Source organism: Streptomyces sp. DT2A-34 (assembly GCF_030499515.1).
Classification (GTDB): domain Bacteria; phylum Actinomycetota; class Actinomycetes; order Streptomycetales; family Streptomycetaceae; genus Streptomyces.
In genome coordinates this window covers 5,336,458-5,360,160 of the sequence record NZ_JASTWJ010000001.1, presented here as the reverse complement: position 1 = coordinate 5,360,160, position 23,703 = coordinate 5,336,458, and the positions used below count along the sequence as shown (strand labels likewise).

The 23,703-nt window shown below is 66.3% G+C and carries 20 protein-coding genes and 3 rRNA genes; 14 read left to right on the top strand and 9 right to left on the bottom strand.

From position 1 onward, the window contains the following. Nucleotides 1-2 precede the first annotated feature (2 nt). From QQM39_RS23805 to QQM39_RS23795, 3 genes are all read right to left on the bottom strand, one after another. Nucleotides 3-776: a serine protease gene (locus tag QQM39_RS23805; protein ID WP_301999545.1), complete on the bottom strand. Its 774-nt coding sequence runs from the start codon at nucleotides 774-776 to the stop codon at nucleotides 3-5. A gap of 44 nt (nucleotides 777-820) precedes the next feature. After that, nucleotides 821-1,426 (bottom strand): Uma2 family endonuclease, encoded by a 606-nt coding sequence (locus QQM39_RS23800; RefSeq protein WP_301999544.1) that lies wholly within the window; start codon nucleotides 1,424-1,426, stop codon nucleotides 821-823. A 216-nt stretch (nucleotides 1,427-1,642) separates the two neighbouring features. Then, complete coding sequence (locus QQM39_RS23795) at nucleotides 1,643-2,086, bottom strand: ATP-binding protein (RefSeq protein WP_301999543.1); 444 nt, start codon at nucleotides 2,084-2,086, stop codon at nucleotides 1,643-1,645. 185 nt (nucleotides 2,087-2,271) lie between these two features. Here QQM39_RS23795 and QQM39_RS23790 point away from each other — a divergent pair, with 185 nt between their 5' ends. The 5 genes from QQM39_RS23790 (at nucleotide 2,272) to QQM39_RS23770 (ending at nucleotide 4,500) form a co-directional block, all read left to right on the top strand. Further along, nucleotides 2,272-3,117: a helix-turn-helix transcriptional regulator gene (locus QQM39_RS23790; protein WP_301999542.1), complete on the top strand. Its 846-nt coding sequence runs from the start codon at nucleotides 2,272-2,274 to the stop codon at nucleotides 3,115-3,117. Nucleotides 3,118-3,124: 7 nt separating this feature from the next. Further along, on the top strand, nucleotides 3,125-3,304 hold the full coding sequence (locus QQM39_RS23785; RefSeq protein WP_301999541.1) for a DUF397 domain-containing protein: 180 nt from the start codon (nucleotides 3,125-3,127) through the stop codon (nucleotides 3,302-3,304). Next, nucleotides 3,297-3,533: a DUF397 domain-containing protein gene (locus QQM39_RS23780; protein ID WP_301999540.1), complete on the top strand. Its 237-nt coding sequence runs from the start codon at nucleotides 3,297-3,299 to the stop codon at nucleotides 3,531-3,533. Before QQM39_RS23785 ends, QQM39_RS23780 begins: the two co-directional genes overlap by 8 nt. A 99-nt stretch (nucleotides 3,534-3,632) precedes the next feature. Beyond that, complete coding sequence (locus QQM39_RS23775) at nucleotides 3,633-3,980, top strand: DUF1330 domain-containing protein (RefSeq protein WP_302003704.1); 348 nt, start codon at nucleotides 3,633-3,635, stop codon at nucleotides 3,978-3,980. Between the two features lie 100 nt (nucleotides 3,981-4,080). Next, nucleotides 4,081-4,500 carry a hypothetical protein gene (locus QQM39_RS23770; protein WP_301999539.1) on the top strand — a complete coding sequence of 140 codons (420 nt, stop codon included), beginning with the start codon at nucleotides 4,081-4,083 and terminating at the stop codon, nucleotides 4,498-4,500. A gap of 42 nt (nucleotides 4,501-4,542) precedes the next feature. On the opposite strand, the gene QQM39_RS23765 is transcribed toward QQM39_RS23770, so the two are convergent. Continuing rightward, nucleotides 4,543-5,472 carry an oxidoreductase gene (locus tag QQM39_RS23765; RefSeq protein ID WP_301999537.1) on the bottom strand — a complete coding sequence of 310 codons (930 nt, stop codon included), beginning with the start codon at nucleotides 5,470-5,472 and terminating at the stop codon, nucleotides 4,543-4,545. Nucleotides 5,473-5,580: 108 nt separating this feature from the next. On the opposite strand from QQM39_RS23765, the gene QQM39_RS23760 reads away from it, so the two are divergent. The 8 genes from QQM39_RS23760 to QQM39_RS23725 all read left to right on the top strand — a co-directional run bounded on the left by QQM39_RS23760 (nucleotide 5,581) and on the right by QQM39_RS23725 (nucleotide 15,279). Next, on the top strand, nucleotides 5,581-6,183 hold the full coding sequence (locus tag QQM39_RS23760; protein ID WP_301999535.1) for a TetR/AcrR family transcriptional regulator: 603 nt from the start codon (nucleotides 5,581-5,583) through the stop codon (nucleotides 6,181-6,183). A 228-nt stretch (nucleotides 6,184-6,411) separates the two neighbouring features. After that, entirely contained in the window at nucleotides 6,412-7,737 is a 1,326-nt protein-coding gene (locus QQM39_RS23755) for a S53 family peptidase (protein ID WP_301999533.1), read from the top strand. 360 nt (nucleotides 7,738-8,097) lie between these two features. Next, on the top strand, nucleotides 8,098-8,406 hold the full coding sequence (locus QQM39_RS23750) for a hypothetical protein (protein ID WP_003991275.1): 309 nt from the start codon (nucleotides 8,098-8,100) through the stop codon (nucleotides 8,404-8,406). 207 nt (nucleotides 8,407-8,613) lie between these two features. Beyond that, entirely contained in the window at nucleotides 8,614-9,444 is an 831-nt protein-coding gene (locus tag QQM39_RS23745) for a hypothetical protein (protein WP_301999526.1), read from the top strand. Continuing rightward, a complete protein-coding gene (locus QQM39_RS23740; RefSeq protein ID WP_301999524.1) occupies nucleotides 9,434-10,765 on the top strand; it encodes a hypothetical protein in 1,332 nt (443 codons plus the stop codon). Before QQM39_RS23745 ends, QQM39_RS23740 begins: the two co-directional genes overlap by 11 nt. After that, the gene (locus tag QQM39_RS23735) at nucleotides 10,762-12,318 is read left to right on the top strand and encodes an SCO6880 family protein (RefSeq protein ID WP_301999521.1); all 1,557 of its coding nucleotides are present in this window, start codon (nucleotides 10,762-10,764) and stop codon (nucleotides 12,316-12,318) included. Before QQM39_RS23740 ends, QQM39_RS23735 begins: the two co-directional genes overlap by 4 nt. A gap of 6 nt (nucleotides 12,319-12,324) precedes the next feature. Next, a complete protein-coding gene (locus QQM39_RS23730) occupies nucleotides 12,325-13,740 on the top strand; it encodes an ATP-binding protein (protein WP_301999518.1) in 1,416 nt (471 codons plus the stop codon). Nucleotides 13,741-13,755: 15 nt separating this feature from the next. Next, a complete protein-coding gene (locus tag QQM39_RS23725) occupies nucleotides 13,756-15,279 on the top strand; it encodes a type IV secretory system conjugative DNA transfer family protein (protein WP_301999517.1) in 1,524 nt (507 codons plus the stop codon). A 38-nt stretch (nucleotides 15,280-15,317) separates the two neighbouring features. Here QQM39_RS23725 and QQM39_RS23720 read toward each other — a convergent pair whose 3' ends face one another. The 5 genes from QQM39_RS23720 to QQM39_RS23700 all read right to left on the bottom strand — a co-directional run bounded on the left by QQM39_RS23720 (nucleotide 15,318) and on the right by QQM39_RS23700 (nucleotide 22,289). Next, nucleotides 15,318-15,881 (bottom strand): GNAT family N-acetyltransferase, encoded by a 564-nt coding sequence (locus QQM39_RS23720; RefSeq protein WP_301999516.1) that lies wholly within the window; start codon nucleotides 15,879-15,881, stop codon nucleotides 15,318-15,320. A gap of 62 nt (nucleotides 15,882-15,943) precedes the next feature. After that, nucleotides 15,944-16,060 (bottom strand): 5S ribosomal RNA (gene rrf / locus QQM39_RS23715). 69 nt (nucleotides 16,061-16,129) lie between these two features. Continuing rightward, nucleotides 16,130-19,249 (bottom strand): 23S ribosomal RNA (locus QQM39_RS23710). 306 nt (nucleotides 19,250-19,555) lie between these two features. Beyond that, a 16S ribosomal RNA gene (locus tag QQM39_RS23705) occupies nucleotides 19,556-21,083 on the bottom strand. The 16S, 23S and 5S rRNA genes sit together here, the layout of an rRNA operon. Nucleotides 21,084-21,740: 657 nt before the next feature. Continuing rightward, the gene (locus QQM39_RS23700; RefSeq protein ID WP_301999514.1) at nucleotides 21,741-22,289 is read right to left on the bottom strand and encodes a MarR family winged helix-turn-helix transcriptional regulator; all 549 of its coding nucleotides are present in this window, start codon (nucleotides 22,287-22,289) and stop codon (nucleotides 21,741-21,743) included. Nucleotides 22,290-22,422: 133 nt separating this feature from the next. Between QQM39_RS23700 and QQM39_RS23695 the strand changes: the two genes are divergently transcribed. Next, the gene (locus QQM39_RS23695) at nucleotides 22,423-23,691 is read left to right on the top strand and encodes an MFS transporter (protein ID WP_302003702.1); all 1,269 of its coding nucleotides are present in this window, start codon (nucleotides 22,423-22,425) and stop codon (nucleotides 23,689-23,691) included. The last annotated feature ends 12 nt before the right edge of the window (nucleotides 23,692-23,703 follow it).

The window sequence follows — 23,703 nt, the reverse complement described above, 5'->3', positions numbered from 1 at the left end:
GATCAGTTCGCCGGGGAACCCCTTTCCGCTTCCTGGTACAGCTCCGCCGCCTCCGCCCCGAACACCACACTGAACGACACGTCCGCCGTGGCCCCACCGCCCTCGTGCCCGCCCAGCACCCCGACGACCGCCCCGTCCCCGTTGACCCAAGGACTTCCGCTGGTCCCGCCGCTGAAGCCGGGACAGGAGATGCGCTGCTGCGTACGACTGTGAAGGCCCGGCTTGTTGGTGCAACTGATCGGCGCCTCCCGGGAGTTGAGGTATCCCGTGACGGTCACCGCCGTAGCCCCGGTGGCCGTGCCCGTGGCGAGCCGATCGCCCCCGACCACCTCCTCGACAGCTTCCCCATCCGCCCGCTCCCCCACGACCCCGAACGCCACGTCACTGTCCTCGTCCCGCCCCTTCGCCCACCCCTCCGGCAGGAACCACCTCCCGACCTTCCACACCCCGTACGGCGCCCTGCCGTTCCGGTACCCGGGTACGAACAGGAGCTCGTCCGCCCTGCCGTCCAGACAGTGGGCAGCGGTGACGACGAGGTTCCGGTGCGGGCTGTGCACGACGGACGCGGTGCAGAAGTGGCCGCCGCGGAGGTCGGCGCGACGGTCCGCCGCGAACAGGGCACCGACCCGCGCACTCCGAGCCGTCGCGACGGCGAAGGCGGTCACCCCGAAGGGACCGGTCCCGGCGTCGGCGGCCGCGGTGGAGGCCGACGTGACGGCGAGGAGGAGGGTGGCGGCGTACAGGGCGGGGCGGGAGGTGCGGGCTGTGCGTTTCATCGGGGGCATCGGCGCCACTGTGGCCGACGAAGGTGAGAGAAGCGTCAGACGCCATGCGGCGGAGCGCCGTACCCGGGGAGATCGTCGGTGACGATCTCGATGTCCAGCGGTGCGGGCAACCGCACGGATTCCCCGAACTTGCCCGGGAGTACGTCCCGATAAGCCCCGTTGTCCGGACGGGTGTGGAGGGCCCAGGTGCCTTTGCGCGGATCGACGACAAGAAGGACGGGGACCCGCGCCACGGCGTACCAGTCGGCCTTGTCCCTGATCTCGCGGGACTTCTCGGAGGGGGAGATGACTTCGACGGCCAGCGCGGCGTCCTCGGGGTCGGCCAGCCAGTTCTCGTCCTCCTCCCATTCCAGGGGCAGGACGATCAGGTCTGGCGTGACGTAGTCGTCCGGGTCTTCGGGCAGGCCGATGGAAGACACTTCATATACGTCCAGCCCCTCGGGCAGAGCCGCACTCTCAAGTTGGCGCCGCACCCGCTTCACCACGCCCGCGTGTTTCCCACGCGGAGTAGGGGACATCACAAGCTTTCCTCCCACGATCTGCACCCGCAGACCCGTCTCTGCCTCGATCTTCTCGGCGATGCGCCGCAGATGCCCCGGACGCGGACGTGGTTCGGGCCGGTGGCCCGGTGACACGGACATCGCTCGCTGCCTCCGTCCTTCCGATTCGTCGGCGTCTTCGACTGCGCGCGCGGGCTCGGTGGGAGGTCCGACATCCCGCTCGGCGTCGAATCCACCGTACTGTGCGCCCTCACCCTCTTCCGCGCCTTGCTCCCCACACGTGCGAACCACCCTCCTGACCCGCTGCTCAACCTTCGCCACGACACCCTCCACCTTTCACGTTTCGCATGCGATTCATCACAGTAGGTCACCCCACTGACACTCCGCCCACAGCAACTTCCCGCCCCCCGATGCCCCCGGCTCCCGCAACACCGAGACGCCGGTCGCCTCGGCGCAGGCGCGCACGAGATGCAGGCCCCGACCGTGCTCCGCGTCGCACGGAGGCACACCCCCGGCGGCACTCCCGGCAGCAAACCCGGGCGGAACCCTCGGGTCCGTGTCCCATACGGCGACCCGCAGGCGGCCGGGCTCCATCGGGCGGACCCGGAGGGCGTAGGGGCCCGCGGTGTGGCGGTGGGCGTTGGCGAGGAGTTCCGCGGCCAGGAGTTCGGCGGTGGGGGTGGCGTCGGCGAGGCCGTGGGCGGCGAGGACGGTACGGAGGGTCGCGCGGGCGATCCCCGGTGCGCGTGGATCGCGCGGGAGTTGGAGGGTGTAGGCCCAGGACGGGGATACGGTGGCCATGGAAGTCTCCGATCGCGGTGGGGAGTTGGGTGATGACCCAGTGGCGGTGCCGCCCCGTCGGGCGGTGCACTTCTGGGTGAGGGGCCCAGTTGTAAGCTAGCGGCATGGAGTGAAGGTCTTCACTGAAATACAGGAATCTCCTTCACTACCACCCGTGTGAGTGACAGCAAGGAGGGCGGCAGCCCGTGAGGAACCCGACGGGTCGCCAGCTCCGCTTCGGCGCAGAGCTGCGCAAACTGCGCGAGCGTGCAGGCTTGAGTTCCACCGACGCCGGTCAACTCCTCGGCATCAAGCAGGCGCAGGTCAGCAACATGGAGGCCGGTCGCGTAGGCGTGAGCGCCGCGCGGGTACGCACAATCGCCTGCCATTACGACTGCTCCGACAAGCCTCTCGTCGAGGCGCTCAGCGACATGACCTCCGAGCGCACACGCGGGTGGTGGGAGCAGTACCGCGAACTCCTGCCCAGCTCACTCCTCGACCTCGCCGAACTGGAGCACCACGCCCGGTCATTGCTCGCCGCCACCACGGCCCGCATCCCCGGCCTGCTCCAGACGCGCGAGTACGCCCTCGAAATCTTCCGTCAGGCCGTCACCGAACTACCGCCACCCGACATCGAGCACCGCCTCTCCTTCCGCATCAAGCGACAGGCGATCCTCTACCGCGAGGAAAACCCCACCCCTTACGAGGCGATCGTTCACGAGGCGGCCCTGCGCATGAAGGTCGGCGGGCCCACGATCGCCCGACAGCAGCTGCAGTACCTGCTCGACATGAGCGAGCGCGACCACATCACCCTTCGCGCCATCACCTTCGACGCCGGCGCCTACCCAGGGTCCGGACAGTCGATCTACTACGCGTACGGCCCGGTACCGCAGCTGGACACCGTGCAGCTCGACCAGTCCCACGGCGTCGCTTTTCTCGATGCAGAAGGCCAGCTACACAAGTATCGAACGCTCTTCGAACGAATCGACTCCGTGGCGCTGAGCCCGGACGAGACCCGATCCCTGATCCGCAACGTCATGCGAGAGCTGTGAGGAATCCATGACCTGGCAGAAGTCCTCCTACTGCAGCGAAGGCAACTCCTGCGTCCACGTCGCCACCACCACCGAAACGATCCATCTCACCGAAAGCGGCGACCCCACCGGCGCGATACTCACGGCCACCCCGGCCGCCTTCCACGCCCTGCTGACCACCCTCAAGAAAGAAACCTCCCGTGCCTGACATCCCCCCGAACCTCACCTGGGAACGCGCCGCCCCGCCGGAGGCAACCGGCCCGGGCCCCTGGATCGAGATCGCCTTCGGCGAGGGCGACGACGGCGACGCCCCCGTCTACATCCGCGAGACCAGCGATCCGGACAACGTGGTCACCACCAACCGCCGCAAGTGGGACGCGTTCGTACTCGGCGTACAGGCGGGAGAGTTCGACCACTTCGTCGAGGGGATCAGCTAGCCCCCCCCCCCGGCTGCATTACCCGGCAGGTAATCGCTACCGGCAACCCCCCATGCCACGCTCGTGAGAACAGGGAGCCCGACCGACCGGAAGGACACCATGCCCGCCTACGCGATAGCCCACCTCCGTAACGCGACCGCGCACCCGGAGGTCGCCGAGTACATCGAGCGCATCACCGCCACCTTCGAGCCGTACGGCGGCCGCTTCCTCGTGCACGCCACGCCGCACGAGACGAAGGAGGGCAGCTGGCCCGGGGACGTCGTGATGATCGGCTTCCCCGGCATCGCCGAGGCGCGGGCGTGGTGGGACTCGCCCGCCTACCAGGAGATCGCGCCCCTGCGCTCCCGGCACATCGAGGGCGACATCATCATGGTCGAAGGCGTCGCGGAGGACTACGACCCGGCCACCACGGCGAAGGCCATGCGGGAGGCACTGGCGGCCGAGTAGCGCTCAGCGTACGAAAACACCGGCACAAGGTCATCCCCCACGGCAGACTGTGGACGATCTGCGGACCGGCAGATCCAACTGACCAACAGGGGGAACAACCATGAGACGGACCAGTAGAGCCCTGGCCATGACCGCACTGGCGGCCTGCGCACTGACCGGCCTCGGGGCGGCGCCCGCCTCCGCGACGGACGATGTCCTGCTGCCCCACCCCGGGCCGGAGGGCCTGGTGTGGGTGGAGGAGTGGACGGGGGACGGCGGTGTCGTGTCGGCGGGCGTGTGGGAGAGCCTGCCGACCGTGCTCACCGTGGCGTGCGAGGGGGACGGCGATGTGCGGGTGACCATGCGGTCACAGGACGCCGAGGTCGCCGCGTTCTCCGTCGACTGTCCGGCCGGGGAGGCCGGGGTCGGCTCGGTGACCATGGACCCCGGCGTGGTGCGCGCCGGTTCCTTCCAGGTGTCCGTCGACGCGTCGGCGGACAACATCCGGTGGGCGCTGACCGTGACCCAGCCGGAGTCGTGACCCAGCCGGAGTCGTGACCTGACCGTGGCGGCCAGCGGCGCACTACCGCTCGGCCGCCACCACCTGCCCCACCGGCCAACGCACCCCGGTCAGCTCCTCCGACACCGTCCACAACCGCCGCGCCACGCCCGCATCACTCGCCGCCGCGGTCCGCCCCACCAGCGTCGGCGCCCCCCGCATCTCCCCGAGCCCGTCCGGACCGACGTAGCTCGCGCCGGGCAGATCCTGAGTCGCCGCGTACAACGTCGGCAGCGCACCGGCCTTGTCGTCCTGGGCGAAGAACCTGTTGCCGATCTTCATGAACCCGCGCATCACCGGGTTCGCCGCATGGCTCTGGAGGTTGGTGGCGGCGTAGCCGGGGTGGGCCGCCAGGGCACGCACCGAAGAACCGGCCTCCGCCAGACGGCGCTGGAGTTCCAGCGTGAAGAGCAGGTTCGCCAGCTTCGACTGGGCGTAGGCACGCTGCGGGTTGTAGTCCGACGAGAAGTCGAGGTCCTCGAAACGGATCCGGGCGTCGCCCCAGCGGTGGGCGCCGGACGACACCGTCACCACCCGGTCCGTGACGTACGGCAGCAGCAGGTTCGTCAGCGCGAAGTGGCCCAGGTGGTTCGTGCCGAACTGCATCTCGAAGCTGTCCGCCGTCCGCTGCTGCGGCACCATCATCACGCCCGCGTTGTTGATCAGCAGATCCAGCGGCCGCCCCCGCCACGCATCCGCGAACTCCCGCACGGAAGACAGATCCGCCAGATCCAGGCGCCGCACCTCGGTGCTGCCGTTCACCGTCGCAGCTGCCGCCCGGCCCCGCTCCGGATCCCGTACGGCGAACACGACGTGCGCACCCGCTCGCGCCAGGGCGTCCGCCGCCCTGAGACCGATCCCGCTGTTGGCGCCGGTGACGACGGCGGTGCGGCCGACGAGGTCGGGGAGGCTCGCCGCGTCCCATGTCTGCTTGCTCTTCGTCTTCTCAGCCATACCCTCGAATGTAGGCGCCGCCAACAATGCTGTCAATGACAACAATGGTGCCAACGACAACAATGCTGACGACGCCAACAAAGATGGCACCGCCAACATCAAGTTACGATGGTCCACATGCCCGAGAGCCGCCCCTATCACCACGGAGACCTGCGCGCCGCCCTGCTCGCGGCAGCGGAACGCACCCTGCGCGACAAGGGCGCCGGCTCCCTCTCACTGCGCGAACTGGCCCGCGAGGTCGGCGTCAGCCACGCCGCCCCCGGCCGCCACTTCAAGGACAAGCAGGCCCTGCTCAACGCCCTGGCCCTGACCGGATACGAGCGGCTCGCCCAGGCGCTGAACACAGCAGACGACGCCTCGCTCCCCCTGGAACCGCGCCTCACCGCCCTCGCACGGGCCTACCTCAGCTTCGCCATCGACAACGCCGAGCTCCTGGAGCTCATGTACGCCCGCAAGCACGACCCCGACGCCTCCGAGCAGATGGCCACCGCCGTCGAGCAGACGGTCGGCAGCATCGAACGGGTCCTCGCGGACGCCCAGACACGCGGCGAGATCATCGAGGGCGACCCCGAGGAACTCAACCTCGTCACGGGTGCGGCCCTGCACGGCGTGGCCGGCTTCATCGCCGGCGGCTGGCTGACCCCGGAAGCGGCCCTGGCGGGCGTGGAGGGCTTGGTCCACCACCTGCTGCACGGCTTGAAGCCCCGCTGACAGCAACAGCCCGAGGGTCAAGCCCGAGCCATCCCCCACCCATCCCCGCGCCATTGATCAGCAATCCCCAACGCCCCTGAGCAATGCAGAAGTCAGGATTCCGAAACCCACCTTGTTGTCACGTACTCAACAAGCAACAGTCGTCGGCGGGCCGCCGCCCCCACCGGGAACCACACCGGTGGACCCTCCACCCGCAGGCCTCTTCCCCCACTCACCGGAGGCTGTACGTTGCGTACGACGACCCCCAACCCACCCAAGACCCACGGCAGATGGCGCCGCATCACTTCCACGGCCGCCACCGCAGCGGCAACCGCCGCACTCGTCCTCACCGGACTCGGAAGCGCCGGCACCGCGAGCGCCACCCCGCAGAAGACCCCCGCCACCGCGAAGGTCACCTGGACCGCCACCCCCTGCGCCACGCCCAAACACAAGGGCGACCTGGCCTGCAACTCGGTCCGCGTGACCGGCGGCACCACGGCCTTCGAGAAACAGCGAGCGGCCAAGGACGGCACGACCCCCAAGGCCGGTGACGCCACCACCCCCTCCGGCTACGGCCCGTCCGACCTCCAGGACGCCTACGGCCTCACATCCGCCGCCGCCTCCAACGGCTCCGGCGAGACCATCGCGATCGTCGACGCGTACGACGACCCGAACGCCGAGGCCGACCTGGCCAAATACCGCTCGTACTACGGCCTCCCCGCCTGCACCACCTCCAACGGCTGCTTCAAGAAGGTCGGCCAGACCGGCTCCACCACCTCCCTCCCCTCCGCCGACAGCGGCTGGGCCCAGGAGATCTCCCTCGACGTCGACATGGCGAGCGCCACCTGCCCGAACTGCAACATCCTGCTGGTGGAGGCGTCCTCCGCGTCCATGGAAGACCTGGGCACAGCGGTGAACGAGGCGGTCAGACTGGGCGCCAAATACGTCTCCAACAGCTACGGCGGCTCGGAGTCCTCGTCGGACACCTCGTACGACTCGACGTACTTCAACCACCCGGGCGTCGCCATCACCGTCAGCGCCGGCGACTCGGCCTACGGCGCCGAGTACCCGGCCGCGTCCCGGTACGTCACCGCCGTGGGCGGCACGAAGCTGTCCACCTCCTCCACGTCCCGAGGCTGGACGGAATCCGTCTGGAAGACGAGCAGCACCGAAGGAACCGGCTCCGGCTGCTCCGCCTACGACGCGAAGCCCAGCTGGCAGACCGACAGCGGCTGCGGCAAGCGCACGATCGCGGACGTCTCGGCCGTCGCGGACCCGGCGACCGGCGTCTCGGTCTACGACTCCTACGGCGTCACCGCCGGCTGGTACACCTTCGGCGGCACAAGCGCCTCCGCCCCGATCATCGCGGGCGTCTACGCCCTCGCGGGCACGCCGGGCACCAGCGACTACCCCGCGCAGTACCCGTACAACGCGGCCGGAACGTCCGCCCTCAACGACGTCACCTCCGGCAACAACGGCACCTGCTCCACGTCGTACTTCTGCACCGCCGGTACCGGCTACGACGGCCCCACCGGCTGGGGCACCCCGCAGGGCCTGGACGCCTTCACCGGCTGACCCTCCGTCACCAGCCCTGACCAGTACGGGCCACGGCACCCCGCCATGGCCCGTTCGCCATGCCGGGATAGCCTTCACCCGCAGAACACGGGCACGACCACTCACCCGACCGGCCGTCAGAAACGGCCCCCGGCGTGAAAGAGGGCTAACGACGGAACCACACCACAGGTTCCGCTCAGGCATCATTGCCCGGGGTGACCTGCCGTGATACACAGAGTGACCGTACGAGGTATTCGTACGAATCCCGCCCATCAATGACGCCAAGTCGACATACGACGGCGCCATTGTCGGCGAGAATGAGGCCTGACCTCTGCGCACCGCAGGGGACTGCGGAACTACCCAACAGGGGCGGTGACTTACATGCTGTTTGCGGCCGACAAGGGCGACATCAACACCATCATCGGCGGGATCGCTCCGGACTGGGGCCCCTTCGGCAGCCTCGGCAACGAGGCGAAGGTGATGATCGAGGTCGTGATGGCGGTGGCCATCCTGCTCTGCCTCGGCATCGCCATCTGGGGTGCGGCCAAACAGCGCATCGGCGCCACGGCGCTGCGCGACACGTTCAGCGCGGAGCAGGGCAAGGGTCTGATCATCGCCGGCCTGACGGGCGTCTTCATCATCGGCTCACTGGGCACACTGTTCACCATCGTGTACGGCATGGCCGTCTAGGCGGCCGCGTCCCCTCCGTCCACTCCCTTCCCTCCGTCCGCTCCGGGCACGCCCGGTCCTCCCAGTCCCCCACCCACCCGTCGTGCTCACCGGCTGAGGTTGCGTTTCCCTGATGTCGAGTCACCACACCGCGCCCACGCGGGAACCAGCACGGCTACCGTCGTACTCCTACGTGTTTTCGTCCGACGTCGAGGGGGCGTACGCGGCATGACTCTCGGAGACGAACCGGAGACCTCCGGCGGTTACGCAGGCACCGGTCAGACCCGCACACGGCTGCCGGAGAGCGGCGCTGACGTGTACGGCGGCGCACGGCGAGGCGGCCGCTCGTCGTCCCGGAGCCTGGTCACCGTGGTCGGCGTGGTCGTCCTCCTCATCGCCGCGATCGCCTTCGCGAACCGTGGAGGCGATGACTCCGGTTCAACGGCGGGGGACGAAAACCAGCCGAATTCCTCGACTACGGCGGCGAGCGGTTCGCGCCCGGTGGCGGGGAAGGCCGGGGGGATTCCGGCGGGGTTCGCGCAGGATGAGCAAGGGGTGCAGAGCGCGGCGGCCAACTATGCGGTGTCGCTGGTCTCCGCCGACATCCTCAAGCCGGCCCGGCGGGCCGAGATCATCCAGCAGGTCTTCGTCGCCGACAAGCAGGCCGAGCTCGCGGCCAAGTTCGACAAGGCGTACTCCCAAGCATTCCTGAGCAGCATCGGCCTGGACGAGAACGGCAACGCGACGGCGGGCAACACCTACGTCTCACGCACCGTGCCGATCGGCACCAAGGTCACGAGCTACTCGGACTCCGCGGCGACCGTCGAGGTCTGGTGCACCGGGGTGTTCGGCATGGCCGGGGAGAACTCGACCAATCCCGCCAGCAGCGACTGGTTCACCATGACGCTCCAGCTTCGCTGGGCAAACAGTGACTGGAAGGTCGAGAGCTTCTCCCAGAAGGACGGCCCCGCACCCGTTCCCGGGGACAACAGGGCGTCCAGCGCCGATGAGATGGCCAAGGCCGTCGAGGAGTACGGAGGGTTCACGTATGCCCGATAACCCCGGCCGCGTACTCAAGGTCGCCGCCGCCTTCACCGCCGTACAGACCACAGTCGTACTGCTGGCCACGCGTGCCACCGCCGCGCCCACACCCTCACCGACCCCGTCGGGCGACAACTGCGACCTCATCGTCGGCCCCGCCAAGGACTACTGCGAAAAAGACGCCGGCTCAGGCAGCCGCACCGGCAACACCCCCTCCCTCACCGACCCCACCTCCACCCTCGACCCCCTCTCCTCCCTCGCCAAGGGCTGCGCCGACGCCGCCGGCTGGACCGTCAAGCAGCTCAGCGAGGCCGTGAAGGAGACCGCGAACGTCGACTTCACGAACACCAAGTTCCTCCAGCAGTACGCGGTCGTCTTCGCGGCATCGACGATCCTCACGCTCCTCCTCTGGCTCCTGGCCGTGGCCAAGCGAGCCGTCCGAGGCGTCCCCCTCACCACCGCGATCTCCGAGGCGATCGGCTTCCTCTGGCTCACCGTCCTCGCGTCCGCGTTCACACCGCTGATCCTCTACACGGTCGTATCGGCCACGGACGGCGTCACAGAGGTCCTCGCGAAGGCGACGGGCGACCAGACGGACACCTTCTTCGGCACCTTCGCCGGCGCCCTGGAGAAGGGCGAGGACATCGGCGGCGGCCCGATCATGCTGATCGTGGTGTCCCTGGTCTCCATCCTCGCCGCCGGCATCCTCTGGCTGGAGCTCGTCATCCGCGCCGCCCTGCTCTACGTCGGCGCCCTCCTCGGCACCGTCGTCTACGCGGGCCTGGTCGACAAGAACCTGTGGGGCCACGTCCGCCGCTGGGCGGGCATCATGATCGCCGTCATCCTCGTGAAGCCGGTCATCGTCATAGTGCTCGGCCTGGCCGGCGCGCTGTCCGCCGACGACGGCCCGGACGCCTTCTCGGCCGTCGTCTCCGGCCTGGCCATCATCCTGCTCGCCATCTTCGCCAGCGCGATGATCTACCGCTTCGTCCCGGGCTTCGGCGACGAGATCGCCGGCTCCCGCAACAACCGCATCATGCGCGGCGCCGAGGGCAAGGCCGCCGCGGTCATCAGCTCCCCGGCGTCCCTGGTCGCCCAGGGCATCAAGACACACAGCACCCGCGCGGACAACAACGGCGGCGGAAGCCAAGGCGGCTCCCGCCCGTCCAACCCCGTCTCCGGCGGCGTCGCCGCGCACAGCTCGCGCTCCTCGAACTCAGGCGGCGGATCTGTCCCCTCCGCCGCACCCGCACCCCGTTCGAGCAGCCCGGTGAACACCCCGCACGCCAGCAACACCCGTAACAGCAGCAGCAACCGTTCAGGAGGTGACGGGCGTTGACGACCGAGTCCCACGTGTCCCACGCGGTCACGCCCCGCCGTACATATCTGATCGGCCGCGCCCGGCCGAACGCGATCGTCGGCCGCAACCGCGAGACCGGCGAGATCGCGCTGATCATCGGGGGCGCGTTCCTCGGCATGATGTGCGGACTCCTCGTCCCCGTCCTGTCCCTGCGCATCGTGCTGCTGATGGGCTTCCCGATGCTCGCGCTGGCCGCGGTCTACGTGCCGTACAAGCAGCGGACCTTCTACAAGTGGTTCGAGATCAACCGCAGCTACAAGCGCACCCTCCGCCAGGGCACGACCTACCGCTCCGGCGCCGTCGAGGCCGGCACCCACCTCGACGGGCGCGAGGTCGAGGTCGGCCCGCCGCCCGGCATCGGCCGTATCACCTGGCTGGCCGCCCCCTTCGGGCCGGACGAGATCGCCGTGCTCCTGCACGCCGACCGCCGCACGGTCACGGCCGCGATCGAGATCGAGGGCCCCGGCGTGGGCCTGCGCGACTCCGAGGACCAGGAAGCCCTCGTCGACCGCTTCGGCACCCTCCTCAAGCACGTGGCCAACGGCGACGGCTTCGTCACCCGCCTCCAGATGCTCGCCCGCACCCTCCCCGCCGACCCCGACGCCCACGCCAAGGACGTCGCCGTACGCGGCGACGACCGGGCCCTGGGCTGGCTGCAGCAGTCGTACGACCAGCTCCAGTCGATGGTGTCGACGAGCAGCGAGCAGCACCGCGCCTACCTCGTCGCCTGCATGCACTTCACCCGCGAACTGGCCGCCGAGGCACAGGCGATGGCCCGCGCGGCCCGCCCGCACGGCGGCAAGGTCGACCGGGACGCCGGCCTCGCGGTCGTCATGGCCCGCGAGCTGACCGACATCTGCTCGCGCCTGCAGGAGGCGGACATCCGCGTCCGCCAGCCGCTCGGCCAGGGCCGTCTGGCCTCGCTCATCCACTCCATGTACGACCCGGACCACCCGATCGACCACATCCAGGCGATGACGAAGCGCAACGCCTGGCCGGCCGAGCTGGACGCCATGGAGCCCACGTTCCTGCAGGCCAAGACCCGGGAGTCCTCCACCCGCGCGCCCTGGTGCCACGCCACCGCCTGGGTGAAGGAGTGGCCGATGACCCCGGTCGGCGTCAACTTCCTGGCGCCGCTGCTGGTCCACACCCCGGACGTCATCCGAACGGTCGCCGTGACGATGGACCTCGAACCCACCGAGGTAGCCATCGAACGCATGCTGACCGAGAAGACCAACGACGAGGCGGAGGCCAGCCGCGCCGCCAAGATGAACCGCACCGTCGACCCGCGCGACATCGCCGCCCACAACCGCCTCGACCAGCGAGGCGAAGACCTCGCGAGCGGTGCCGCCGGCGTCAACCTGGTCGGCTACATCACCGTCTCCTCCCGCTCCCCCGAGGCCCTGGCCCGCGACAAGCGGACCATCCGGGCGTCGGCCGGAAAGTCGTATCTGAAGCTGGAGTGGTGCGACCGCGAGCATCACCGGGCATTCGTCAACACGCTCCCCTTCGCCACCGGCATTCGGAGGTAGGACCTGATGCGGGACCCGCTGTCCGTCCTCACCGACGCCTTCACGTCCTTCCTCTTCGGGAAGGTCGAGACGACCCGGCTGCCGGTGCGCACGTCGACGGGCCAGGCCCAGGCGGTCTACCTCCCGACCGCCGCGCCGGGTCTCGGTGACTCGGGGGTGATCATCGGCCGCGAGGTGTATTCCGGCAAGGGCTACATCTACGACCCCTTCCAGCTGTACGGCCAGCAGCTCCCCGCCCCGCACTGGCTGGTCCTCGGCGAGTCCGGAAACGGCAAGTCCGCGCTGGAGAAGACGTACGTCCTGCGCCAGCTGCGCTTCCGCGACCGCCAGGTCGTCGTCCTCGACGCCCAGGGCGAGGACGGCGTAGGCGAGTGGAACCTCATCGCGCAGGAGCTGGGAATAACCCCCATCCGCCTGGACCCGATGGCGGCCCTGGACATGGGCATCCGCCTCAACCCGCTCGACCCCGCGATCACGACGACGGGCCAGCTCGCCCTGCTCCGGACGATCATCGAGGTCGCGATGGGCCACGGCCTCGACGAGCGCTCGGGCTTCGCCCTGAAGGTCGCGCACGCCTACGTCAACGAAACGATCGTCGAGCGCCAGCCGGTGTTGAGCGACATCGTCGAGCAGCTACGACACCCCGAGCCGGAGTCGGCGGAGGCGATGAACGTCGCCATAGACGACGTACGGGCGTGGGGCCTGGACGTGGCGCTGGTGCTGGACCGTCTGGTCGACGGTGACCTGCGCGGCATGTTCGACGGCCCCACGACGGTCGGCATCGACCTCGACGCGCCGCTCATTGTGTTCGATTTGTCCCACATCGACCGCAACTCGATCGCCATGCCGATCCTGATGGCGATCGTCGGCGTTTGGCTGGAGCACACCTGGATCCGCCCCGACCGGAAGAAGCGCATCTTCCTGGTCGAGGAGGCCTGGCACATCATCAACAGCCCCTTCGTGGCCCAACTCTTCCAGCGCCTGCTGAAGTTCGGCCGACGCCTGGGCCTGTCCTTCGTCGCCGTCGTCCACCACCTGTCGGACGTCGTGGACGGAGCGGCGGCGAAGGAGGCGGCCGCGATCCTGAAGATGGCCTCGACCAGGACGATCTACGCCCAGAAGGCGGACGAGGCGAGGGCGACGGGCCGCGTGCTGGGCCTGCCGCGGTGGGCGGTGGAGATCATCCCCTCCCTCACTCCCGGCATCGCCGTCTGGGACGTCAACGGCAATGTCCAGGTCGTCAAACACCTGGTCACCGAGACGGAACGCCCGCTGGTCTTCACCGACCGCGCGATGACGGAGTCGTCCGCCGACCGCGACCTGGCCGACGACGCCCTGCGCGCCGCCGAGCTGGAGGCGGAGGAACGGGCGGCGGCCTTCGTGGAACAGCACCTCGGCGACTCCGAATCGACGGTGGCGTAGGGCGAAGGGAGCAGCGTGAGACCGGACGACCGACGAGCACACCGGGAGCACAGGGACCACCGGGACGGCCAAGGAGGCATCCCCGACGGCCTGCTCATCGGCCTACTCGCCTTCCTCCTCGGCATGACCCTGCTCGTCTGGACGGCCACGGGCCTCGCAGCCCTGTTCGCCCACGGCTCCTGGCCCTCCGGCGTCACGTTCACCCACACGCCCCTGGCCATGCGCTCCCTGATCGCACAGCCCCACGACATCCCGGGCGCATGGCCGGAGACACCGAGCGAGCAGCTCTCCGGGTACGGCCTGTTCTGGGGGCTGTTCATCGGCCAGCTGATGGTCCTGATCGTGCTGACCGTGTTCGTGCTGGGGACAGTGGCACGGTGGCGGGCGGTCAGAGCGGGGCGGCGCGAGGGAACAGCGGAGGGTACGGAGGCATCAGCACCGATACCGCACGACGTACCCGCACCACACGACGTACCCGCCCCACACGATGTACCCGCACCGCACGCCGTACCGGCGCCCAGAACGGAGCCCCAGCCGCAGTCGCAGCCGACGGGGCATCCCGATGCCGACCGGCCGACGACGGTCCCCACACCCCGCGGACTCAGCGAACCGGCGGCGCACAGGCTTGTGGTAGCCACAAGAGAAAGCCGCCAGTCAACCGCGACCCAGGCCGTACAGGACGCGGAAGGCCCCACCCTCGTAGTCACGTCGAACCCGGCGCTTTGGCAGGACACGAAGGACGCCCGCGCAAAACTGGGCCCGGTACTCCTCTACGACCCCACGCATCTCTGCGACACCCCGTCCCGCCTCCACTGGTCCCCCACCACGGGCTGCGAGGACAAACAAACAGCGGTCTCCAGAGCCACCGCACTCCTGACCCCGGTCCGCCCCACCTCCCGCCTCGACCAAGCGGTCAGTGACACGGCGGAAACGCTCCTGCGCAGCTACCTCCACGCCGCGGCGATCGACGGCCGCACCATCCGCCACGTCCACCGCTGGTCCCAGGGCGGCCAGATCCAGGACGCCGTACGCATCCTCCGAACCAACCCGAAGGCGGCCCCAGGCGCGGCGGGCGAACTCGAAGCCGCCCTCACAGCCCACCCCGAACGCCGGGACATGGCCCAGGAGCTGACGACCCGCGCCCTCTCCGCCCTCTCCATGGTCAACATCCGAGAGTCCTGCACTCCAAACCGAACTGATGCCCTCACCTTGGATTCCTTCGTCCATGAAGCGGGCACGCTTTATGTGGTGGGTGAATCCATCGAGGACCCCCGAGCCAACCCGGGCGCCATGCCACTCCTGACGGCCCTCGCCGCAAGCGTGGTCGAGCGCGGTCGGCGCATGGCCGAACGGTCATCCCCCGGTCGCCTCGACCCACCACTGACGCTCGTCCTGGACGACGTCGCCGCCGTGGCTCCGCTTCCCCAGCTCCCGGAGCTGCTGGCCACCGGAGCGGACCGGGGCATGCCGACCCTGGCCTTGCTCCGGTCCCGCGAACAGGCCCGCTCCCGCTGGCCACATGACGAACTCCCCGCCTGAACCACACAGTTGCCGGCTCAGCCCATCACGTCAGCCCCTCACGGCCGCTCGAGGACGAACTCCAGCTCGGACTCCCCCGGCTTCCCGGCGAGCGGCACCGTGAGCCCGCTCGGCACGAACCCGACCTTCCGGTAGAACCGCTGGGCCCGCCCGTTCTCCTCATGCACGATCAGCCGCACGCGCTCCGCACCGCGCGCCCACGACCACTGCAGAGCGGCGTCGAACAGCACCTCGGTCAGCCCGATCCCGCGCTCCTCGGGCCGTACGAACACAGCGACGACATGCCCCTGCTTACGCTCCACCGGAAACCCCGCCCAGTCGGTCGTCCCCGGCTCCTCGACCAGCACGGTCAGCGTCCCGACCCACCGCCCGTCCGGCCCCTCGGCGATGATGGTCTGCGCCTTCTCGGCCCCCTCGCAGGCCCCGGCGGCCCGCTCCTGCCAGAAGGCGTCGGGCTGGGCCACGGCCTCCTCATAGGTCGTCAGATAGGCGATCGGCGCGACCGGGTCCCGCAGCGCGGCAAGCCGCAGCTCCTTCGCGGCCGGCCACTCATCGGCGCGTATGGACCGGATGATGTAGGCCCCGGGATTCGTGGTGCTCATGACGGCCACCGTAGCAACACAAAAAGGCCCACACCGTAAGGTGTGGGCCTTTTCTAAAATTTGTTCGGCGGCGTCCTACTCTCCCACAGGGTCCCCCCTGCAGTACCATCGGCGCTGTAAGGCTTAGCTTCCGGGTTCGGAATGTAACCGGGCGTTTCCCTCACGCTATAACCACCGAAACACTATGAAGTTAAACCGGAAAAAACACGGTCGTTGCCTCAGAACTAACACAGTGGACGCGAACAACTGAGGACAAGCCCTCGGCCTATTAGTACCGGTCACCTCCACACCTCACGGTGCTTCCAGATCCGGCCTATCAACCCAGTCGTCTACTGGGAGCCTTACCCCATCAAGTGGGTGGGAGTCCTCATCTCGAAGCAGGCTTCCCGCTTAGATGCTTTCAGCGGTTATCCCTCCCGAACGTAGCCAACCAGCCATGCCCTTGGCAGAACAACTGGCACACCAGAGGTTCGTCCGTCCCGGTCCTCTCGTACTAGGGACAGCCCTTCTCAAGACTCCTACGCGCACAGCGGATAGGGACCGAACTGTCTCACGACGTTCTAAACCCAGCTCGCGTACCGCTTTAATGGGCGAACAGCCCAACCCTTGGGACCGACTCCAGCCCCAGGATGCGACGAGCCGACATCGAGGTGCCAAACCATCCCGTCGATATGGACTCTTGGGGAAGATCAGCCTGTTATCCCCGGGGTACCTTTTATCCGTTGAGCGACGGCGCTTCCACAAGCCACCGCCGGATCACTAGTCCCGACTTTCGTCCCTGCTCGACCCGTCGGTCTCACAGTCAAGCTCCCTTGTGCACTTACACTCAACACCTGATTGCCAACCAGGCTGAGGGAACCTTTGGGCGCCTCCGTTACTCTTTAGGAGGCAACCGCCCCAGTTAAACTACCCATCAGACACTGTCCCTGATCCGGATCACGGACCCAGGTTAGACATCCAGCACGACCAGAGTGGTATTTCAACGACGACTCCACGAACACTGGCGTGCCCGCTTCAAAGTCTCCCACCTATCCTACACAAGCCGAACCGAACACCAATATCAAACTGTAGTAAAGGTCCCGGGGTCTTTCCGTCCTGCTGCGCGAAACGAGCATCTTTACTCGTAGTGCAATTTCACCGGGCCTATGGTTGAGACAGTCGAGAAGTCGTTACGCCATTCGTGCAGGTCGGAACTTACCCGACAAGGAATTTCGCTACCTTAGGATGGTTATAGTTACCACCGCCGTTTACTGGCGCTTAAGTTCTCAGCTTCGCCACCCCGAAGAGTGACTAACCGGTCCCCTTAACGTTCCAGCACCGGGCAGGCGTCAGTCCGTATACATCGCCTTACGGCTTCGCACGGACCTGTGTTTTTAGTAAACAGTCGCTTCTCGCTGGTCTCTGCGGCCACCCCCAGCTCAGAGTGCAAGACTCATCACCAGGCGTGGCCCCCCTTCTCCCGAAGTTACGGGGGCATTTTGCCGAGTTCCTTAACCATAGTTCACCCGAACGCCTCGGTATTCTCTACCTGACCACCTGAGTCGGTTTAGGGTACGGGCCGCCATGAAACTCGCTAGAGGCTTTTCTCGACAGCATAGGATCATCCACTTCACCACAATCGGCTCGGCATCAGGTCTCAGACTATTGCCAGGCGGATTTACCTACCTGACGTCCTACACCCTTACCCCGGGACAACCACCGCCCGGGATGGACTACCTTCCTGCGTCACCCCATCACTCACCTACTACCAGATAGGTTCGTCGGCTCCACCACTCCCCTTTGCCCGAAGGCTCCAGGGCGGCTTCACGGACTTAGCATCATTGGATTCAATGTTTGACGCTTCACAGCGGGTACCGGAATATCAACCGGTTATCCATCGACTACGCCTGTCGGCCTCGCCTTAGGTCCCGACTTACCCTGGGCAGATCAGCTTGACCCAGGAACCCTTAGTCAATCGGCGCACACGTTTCTCACGTGTGTATCGCTACTCATGCCTGCATTCTCACTCGTCAACCGTCCACAACTACCTTCCGGTGCTGCTTCACCCGGCAGACGACGCTCCCCTACCCATCCACACAGGCGTTGGCCCTATTGTGTGAATGACACGACTTCGGCGGTACGCTTGAGCCCCGCTACATTGTCGGCGCGGAATCACTAGACCAGTGAGCTATTACGCACTCTTTCAAGGGTGACTGCTTCTAAGCCAACCTCCTGGTTGTCTCTGCGACTCCACATCCTTTCCCACTTAGCGTACGCTTAGGGGCCTTAGTCGATGCTCTGGGCTGTTTCCCTCTCGACCATGGAGCTTATCCCCCACAGTCTCACTGCCGCGCTCTCACTTACCGGCATTCGGAGTTTGGCTAAGGTCAGTAACCCGGTAGGGCCCATCGCCTATCCAGTGCTCTACCTCCGGCAAGAAACACACGACGCTGCACCTAAATGCATTTCGGGGAGAACCAGCTATCACGGAGTTTGATTGGCCTTTCACCCCTAACCACAGGTCATCCCCCAGGTTTTCAACCCTGGTGGGTTCGGTCCTCCACGAAGTCTTACCTCCGCTTCAACCTGCCCATGGCTAGATCACTCCGCTTCGGGTCTTGAGCGCGCTACTAAAACGCCCTATTCGGACTCGCTTTCGCTACGGCTTCCCCACACGGGTTAACCTCGCAACACACCGCAAACTCGCAGGCTCATTCTTCAAAAGGCACGCAGTCACGAGAAACAAGCAAGCTTGCTTCCGACGCTCCCACGGCTTGTAGGCACACGGTTTCAGGTACTATTTCACTCCCCTCCCGGGGTACTTTTCACCATTCCCTCACGGTACTATCCGCTATCGGTCACCAGGGAATATTTAGGCTTAGCGGGTGGTCCCGCCAGATTCACACGGGATTTCTCGGGCCCCGTGCTACTTGGGTGTCTCTCAAACGAGCCGCTGACGTTTCGACTACGGGGGTCTTACCCTCTACGCCGGACCTTTCGCATGTCCTTCGCCTACATCAACGGTTTCTGACTCGTCCTGTTGCCGGCAGACAACAGAAGAGAGATCCCACAACCCCGCATACGCAACCCCTGCCGGGTCTCACACGTATACGGTTTAGCCTCATCCAGTTTCGCTCGCCACTACTCCCGGAATCACGGTTGTTTTCTCTTCCTGCGGGTACTGAGATGTTTCACTTCCCCGCGTTCCCTCCACATACCCTATGTGTTCAGGTATGGGTGACAGCCCATGACGACTGCCGGGTTTCCCCATTCGGAAACCCCCGGATCAAAGCCTGGTTGACGACTCCCCGGGGACTATCGTGGCCTCCCACGTCCTTCATCGGTTCCTGGTGCCAAGGCATCCACCGTGCGCCCTTAAAAACTTGGCCACAGATGCTCGCGTCCACTGTGCAGTTCTCAAACAACGACCAGCCACCCATCACCCCCAACCAAAGGCTGGAGTGCACTGGGGCCGGCATCACGAGGGAAATCATTCCCTCAGATACCCAACAGCGTGCCCGGCCAGCTCCCGTCCGAAGATCATGCGTTCCACACTCTTGCGAGCAGTACTAGCAGCCTCCGACCCGTGAACCCGGCCGAATAATCAACGTTCCACCCATGAGCAACCACCGCAGAACGTTTGCCTGCGTAGTGGCCTCTGAACCAGGCAAGCCCGGCTAAGAAGTGCTCCTTAGAAAGGAGGTGATCCAGCCGCACCTTCCGGTACGGCTACCTTGTTACGACTTCGTCCCAATCGCCAGTCCCACCTTCGACAGCTCCCTCCCCACAAGGGGGTTGGGCCACCGGCTTCGGGTGTTACCGACTTTCGTGACGTGACGGGCGGTGTGTACAAGGCCCGGGAACGTATTCACCGCAGCAATGCTGATCTGCGATTACTAGCAACTCCGACTTCATGGGGTCGAGTTGCAGACCCCAATCCGAACTGAGACAGGCTTTTTGAGATTCGCTCCACCTCACGGTATCGCAGCTCATTGTACCTGCCATTGTAGCACGTGTGCAGCCCAAGACATAAGGGGCATGATGACTTGACGTCGTCCCCACCTTCCTCCGAGTTGACCCCGGCGGTCTCCTGTGAGTCCCCATCACCCCGAAGGGCATGCTGGCAACACAGGACAAGGGTTGCGCTCGTTGCGGGACTTAACCCAACATCTCACGACACGAGCTGACGACAGCCATGCACCACCTGTACACCGACCACAAGGGGGCGACCATCTCTGGCCGTTTCCGGTGTATGTCAAGCCTTGGTAAGGTTCTTCGCGTTGCGTCGAATTAAGCCACATGCTCCGCTGCTTGTGCGGGCCCCCGTCAATTCCTTTGAGTTTTAGCCTTGCGGCCGTACTCCCCAGGCGGGGAACTTAATGCGTTAGCTGCGGCACCGACGACGTGGAATGTCGCCAACACCTAGTTCCCACCGTTTACGGCGTGGACTACCAGGGTATCTAATCCTGTTCGCTCCCCACGCTTTCGCTCCTCAGCGTCAGTAATGGCCCAGAGATCCGCCTTCGCCACCGGTGTTCCTCCTGATATCTGCGCATTTCACCGCTACACCAGGAATTCCGATCTCCCCTACCACACTCTAGCTAGCCCGTATCGAATGCAGACCCGGGGTTAAGCCCCGGGCTTTCACACCCGACGTGACAAGCCGCCTACGAGCTCTTTACGCCCAATAATTCCGGACAACGCTTGCGCCCTACGTATTACCGCGGCTGCTGGCACGTAGTTAGCCGGCGCTTCTTCTGCAGGTACCGTCACTTTCGCTTCTTCCCTGCTGAAAGAGGTTTACAACCCGAAGGCCGTCATCCCTCACGCGGCGTCGCTGCATCAGGCTTTCGCCCATTGTGCAATATTCCCCACTGCTGCCTCCCGTAGGAGTCTGGGCCGTGTCTCAGTCCCAGTGTGGCCGGTCGCCCTCTCAGGCCGGCTACCCGTCGTCGCCTTGGTGAGCCATTACCTCACCAACAAGCTGATAGGCCGCGGGCTCATCCTGCACCGCCGGAGCTTTACACCATCAAGGATGCCCAAGACGGTCATATCCGGTATTAGACCCCGTTTCCAGGGCTTGTCCCAGAGTGCAGGGCAGATTGCCCACGTGTTACTCACCCGTTCGCCACTAATCCCCACCGAAGTGGTTCATCGTTCGACTTGCATGTGTTAAGCACGCCGCCAGCGTTCGTCCTGAGCCAGGATCAAACTCTCCGTGAATGTTTTCCCGTAATCGGGACGACACCACGAGAGCGGAACAGTCAGGCGGAATAAGCCCGACCGTTCACAGCGTCCTCGCTGTGTTTTTTCAAAGGAACCTCGCCCCGACCGTGATGGCCGGAGACGGGGTATCAACATATCTGGCGTTGATTTTTGGCACGCTGTTGAGTTCTCAAGGAACGGACGCTTCCTTTGTACTCACCCTCTCGGGCTTTCCTCCGGGCGCTTCCCTTCGGTCTTGCGTTTCCGACTCTATCAGATCCTTTTCCGATCCGATTTCCTCGGCGCTTTCCAGGTTCCCGCTCTCGCGTTTCCCTTTCCGGCGGTTCTGACTCTATCAGATCCTTTCGGGCCTGATTCCCGGTCAGCGGGGTTTGTCTTCGCGGCTGTTGGGCCGTTCCGACGTCCCAAACCTTAGCGGATCCTCTCGGCAAGTTCCTAATCGAGCTGCCGAACCCAAATCGAATTGAATTCGGGCACGCCGAATTCAACCCCGTTGGGAGGTCGTGCTTGTGGTTTGGGTTGCCGCTCTCGCGGCGGAAGGTGCTGTCGCAGAACCGTTACGGCTCCGCAGCAACCCGAAGAACTCTACGGATCGGGCAGGGGGCTGTCAAGCGTCCTCTGTCAAGATCTTTTGCCGCCGGTGGCGGCCGCGCATCAGTCCAGGTCGCTGAGGCGTCCGCCGGCGTCCGGCTGGGCGTGTTCCACCCTGCGGAGCAGGCGGGTGAGGACCTCGCCGAGGGCGGTGCGTTCATCCGCGGAGAGGTCCTGGAGGAGGTCCTCCTCGAAGACAGAGGCCAGACGCATCGCTTCGAGCCACTTCTCTCGGCCTTCCACGGTCAGCTCCACGATCACGCGGACGCGATTGGACTCGTCACGCTCCCTGGTGACCAGGCCCTCGGTGACCATGCGGTCGATTCGGTGGGTCATGGCGGCCGGGGTGAGGCCAAGGCGCTTGGCGATGTCGCTGGGGCCCATGCGATAGGGGGCGCCGGAAAGGACGAGGGCCTTGAGGACTTCCCACTCGGCGTTGCTGATGCCGAGGGCGGCGGTCTGGCGGCCGTAGGCGACGTTCATGCGGCGGTTCAGGCGGGACAGCGCGGAGACGATCTTCTCGACCTGGGGGTCGAGGTCCTGGAACTCCCGCTGGTAGGCGGCGATCTGTTCTTCGAGTGTCGGTTCGCTGATGTCCGGGGTGTCGCCCATGGGCCGAGTATCGCATGGGCTTGCTTGGCGTTGAAGTCCTTCGATGTGTACTGTTTAGCTTCGAAGTTTAGCTTTGAAGTCTTCAGGTCTACATACGAGAGAGGTGAACGTGACCAGGGCGATGGGCGCAGCGATGCGCCGGATCCACGTGGGCAACGCACTCAGCGCGTTCGGGCTCGGTTTCACCGTCCCCTACCTGTACGTCTATGTGGCGCAGGTGCGGGGGCTGGGTTCCATGACGGCGGGGCTCGTCCTCGCCGTCTTCGCCGTGGCCGCGCTGGTCGTGCTGCCGTTCGCCGGGCGGGCGATCGTCCGGCGTGGCCCGCTGCCGGTGCTGCTCGCCGCTCTGGTCACTGCCGCGGTCGGGTCGCTGAGCCTGGGGCTCGCGGGGGGTGCGTCGGCCGTACTGATGTCGGCGGTCGCGCTCGGGGCGGGGCAGGCCGTGATGCAGCCGGCGCTCGCGACGATGATCGTGGACTGCTCCTCTGCGGAGACTCGGTCGCGGGCGTTCGCGACGCAGTTCTTTCTGCAGAACCTGGGGCTGGGGGTCGGCGGTCTGATCGGTGGGCACCTCGTCGACGCGTCGAGTGTCTCGTCGTTCACGTTGTTGTTCGCTGTCGAGGCGGCGATGTTCCTGGTGCTCGTCGTGGTGATGTCGACTGTGCGGATGCCTCGTGCGCCGCGGATCGAGGGGGCGCCGGGGGGCCGGTCGGCGAAGGGGAGCTGGAAGCAGTTGCTCGGGAATCGGGCGATGGTGCAGCTGTGTGTGCTGGGGTTCGTGCTGTTCTTCGCTTGCTACGGGCAGTTCGAGTCGGGGCTCGCTGCGTACGGGGTCGAGGCGGCTGGGGTTTCCACGTCGGCGCTCGGTACCGCGCTGGCGGCCAACACCGCGATGATCGTGGTGGCTCAGTTCGCCGTGCTGAAGTTCGTCGAGCGGCGGAGGCGGTCGCGGGTGATCGCGGCTGTGGGGCTGATCTGGGCTGTGGCTTGGGTCGCGGCGGGGTATGCGGGGCTGGGGCACGGGAGTCAGGAGATGGCGACGGCTGCCTTCATCTCGACGTATGCGCTGTTCGGGCTGGGTGAGGCGATGTTGTCTCCTACGGTTGCTCCGCTGGTGGCGGACTTGGCTCCGGAGGGGATGGCTGGGCAGTACAACTCTGCGTTTGCCCTGGTGAAGCAGCTTGCGTTGGCGGTGGGGCCGGCGGTGGGTGGGCCCATGGGGGCGTCGCTGCATGGGCCGTATGTCGTGACGTTTCTGGTGTTCTCGTTGGGGATCACGTATCTCGCTGTGCGGCTGGGGCGTCGGCTCAGTGCCGTGCAGGATCAGCCGTGGTTGGGGAAGAGTCGGGTGGTGGCGCAGGGGGCTGCGGCGGCTGCGGGGGCGGCTCGCTCGCGTGCCTGAGTTTTTCTCGCC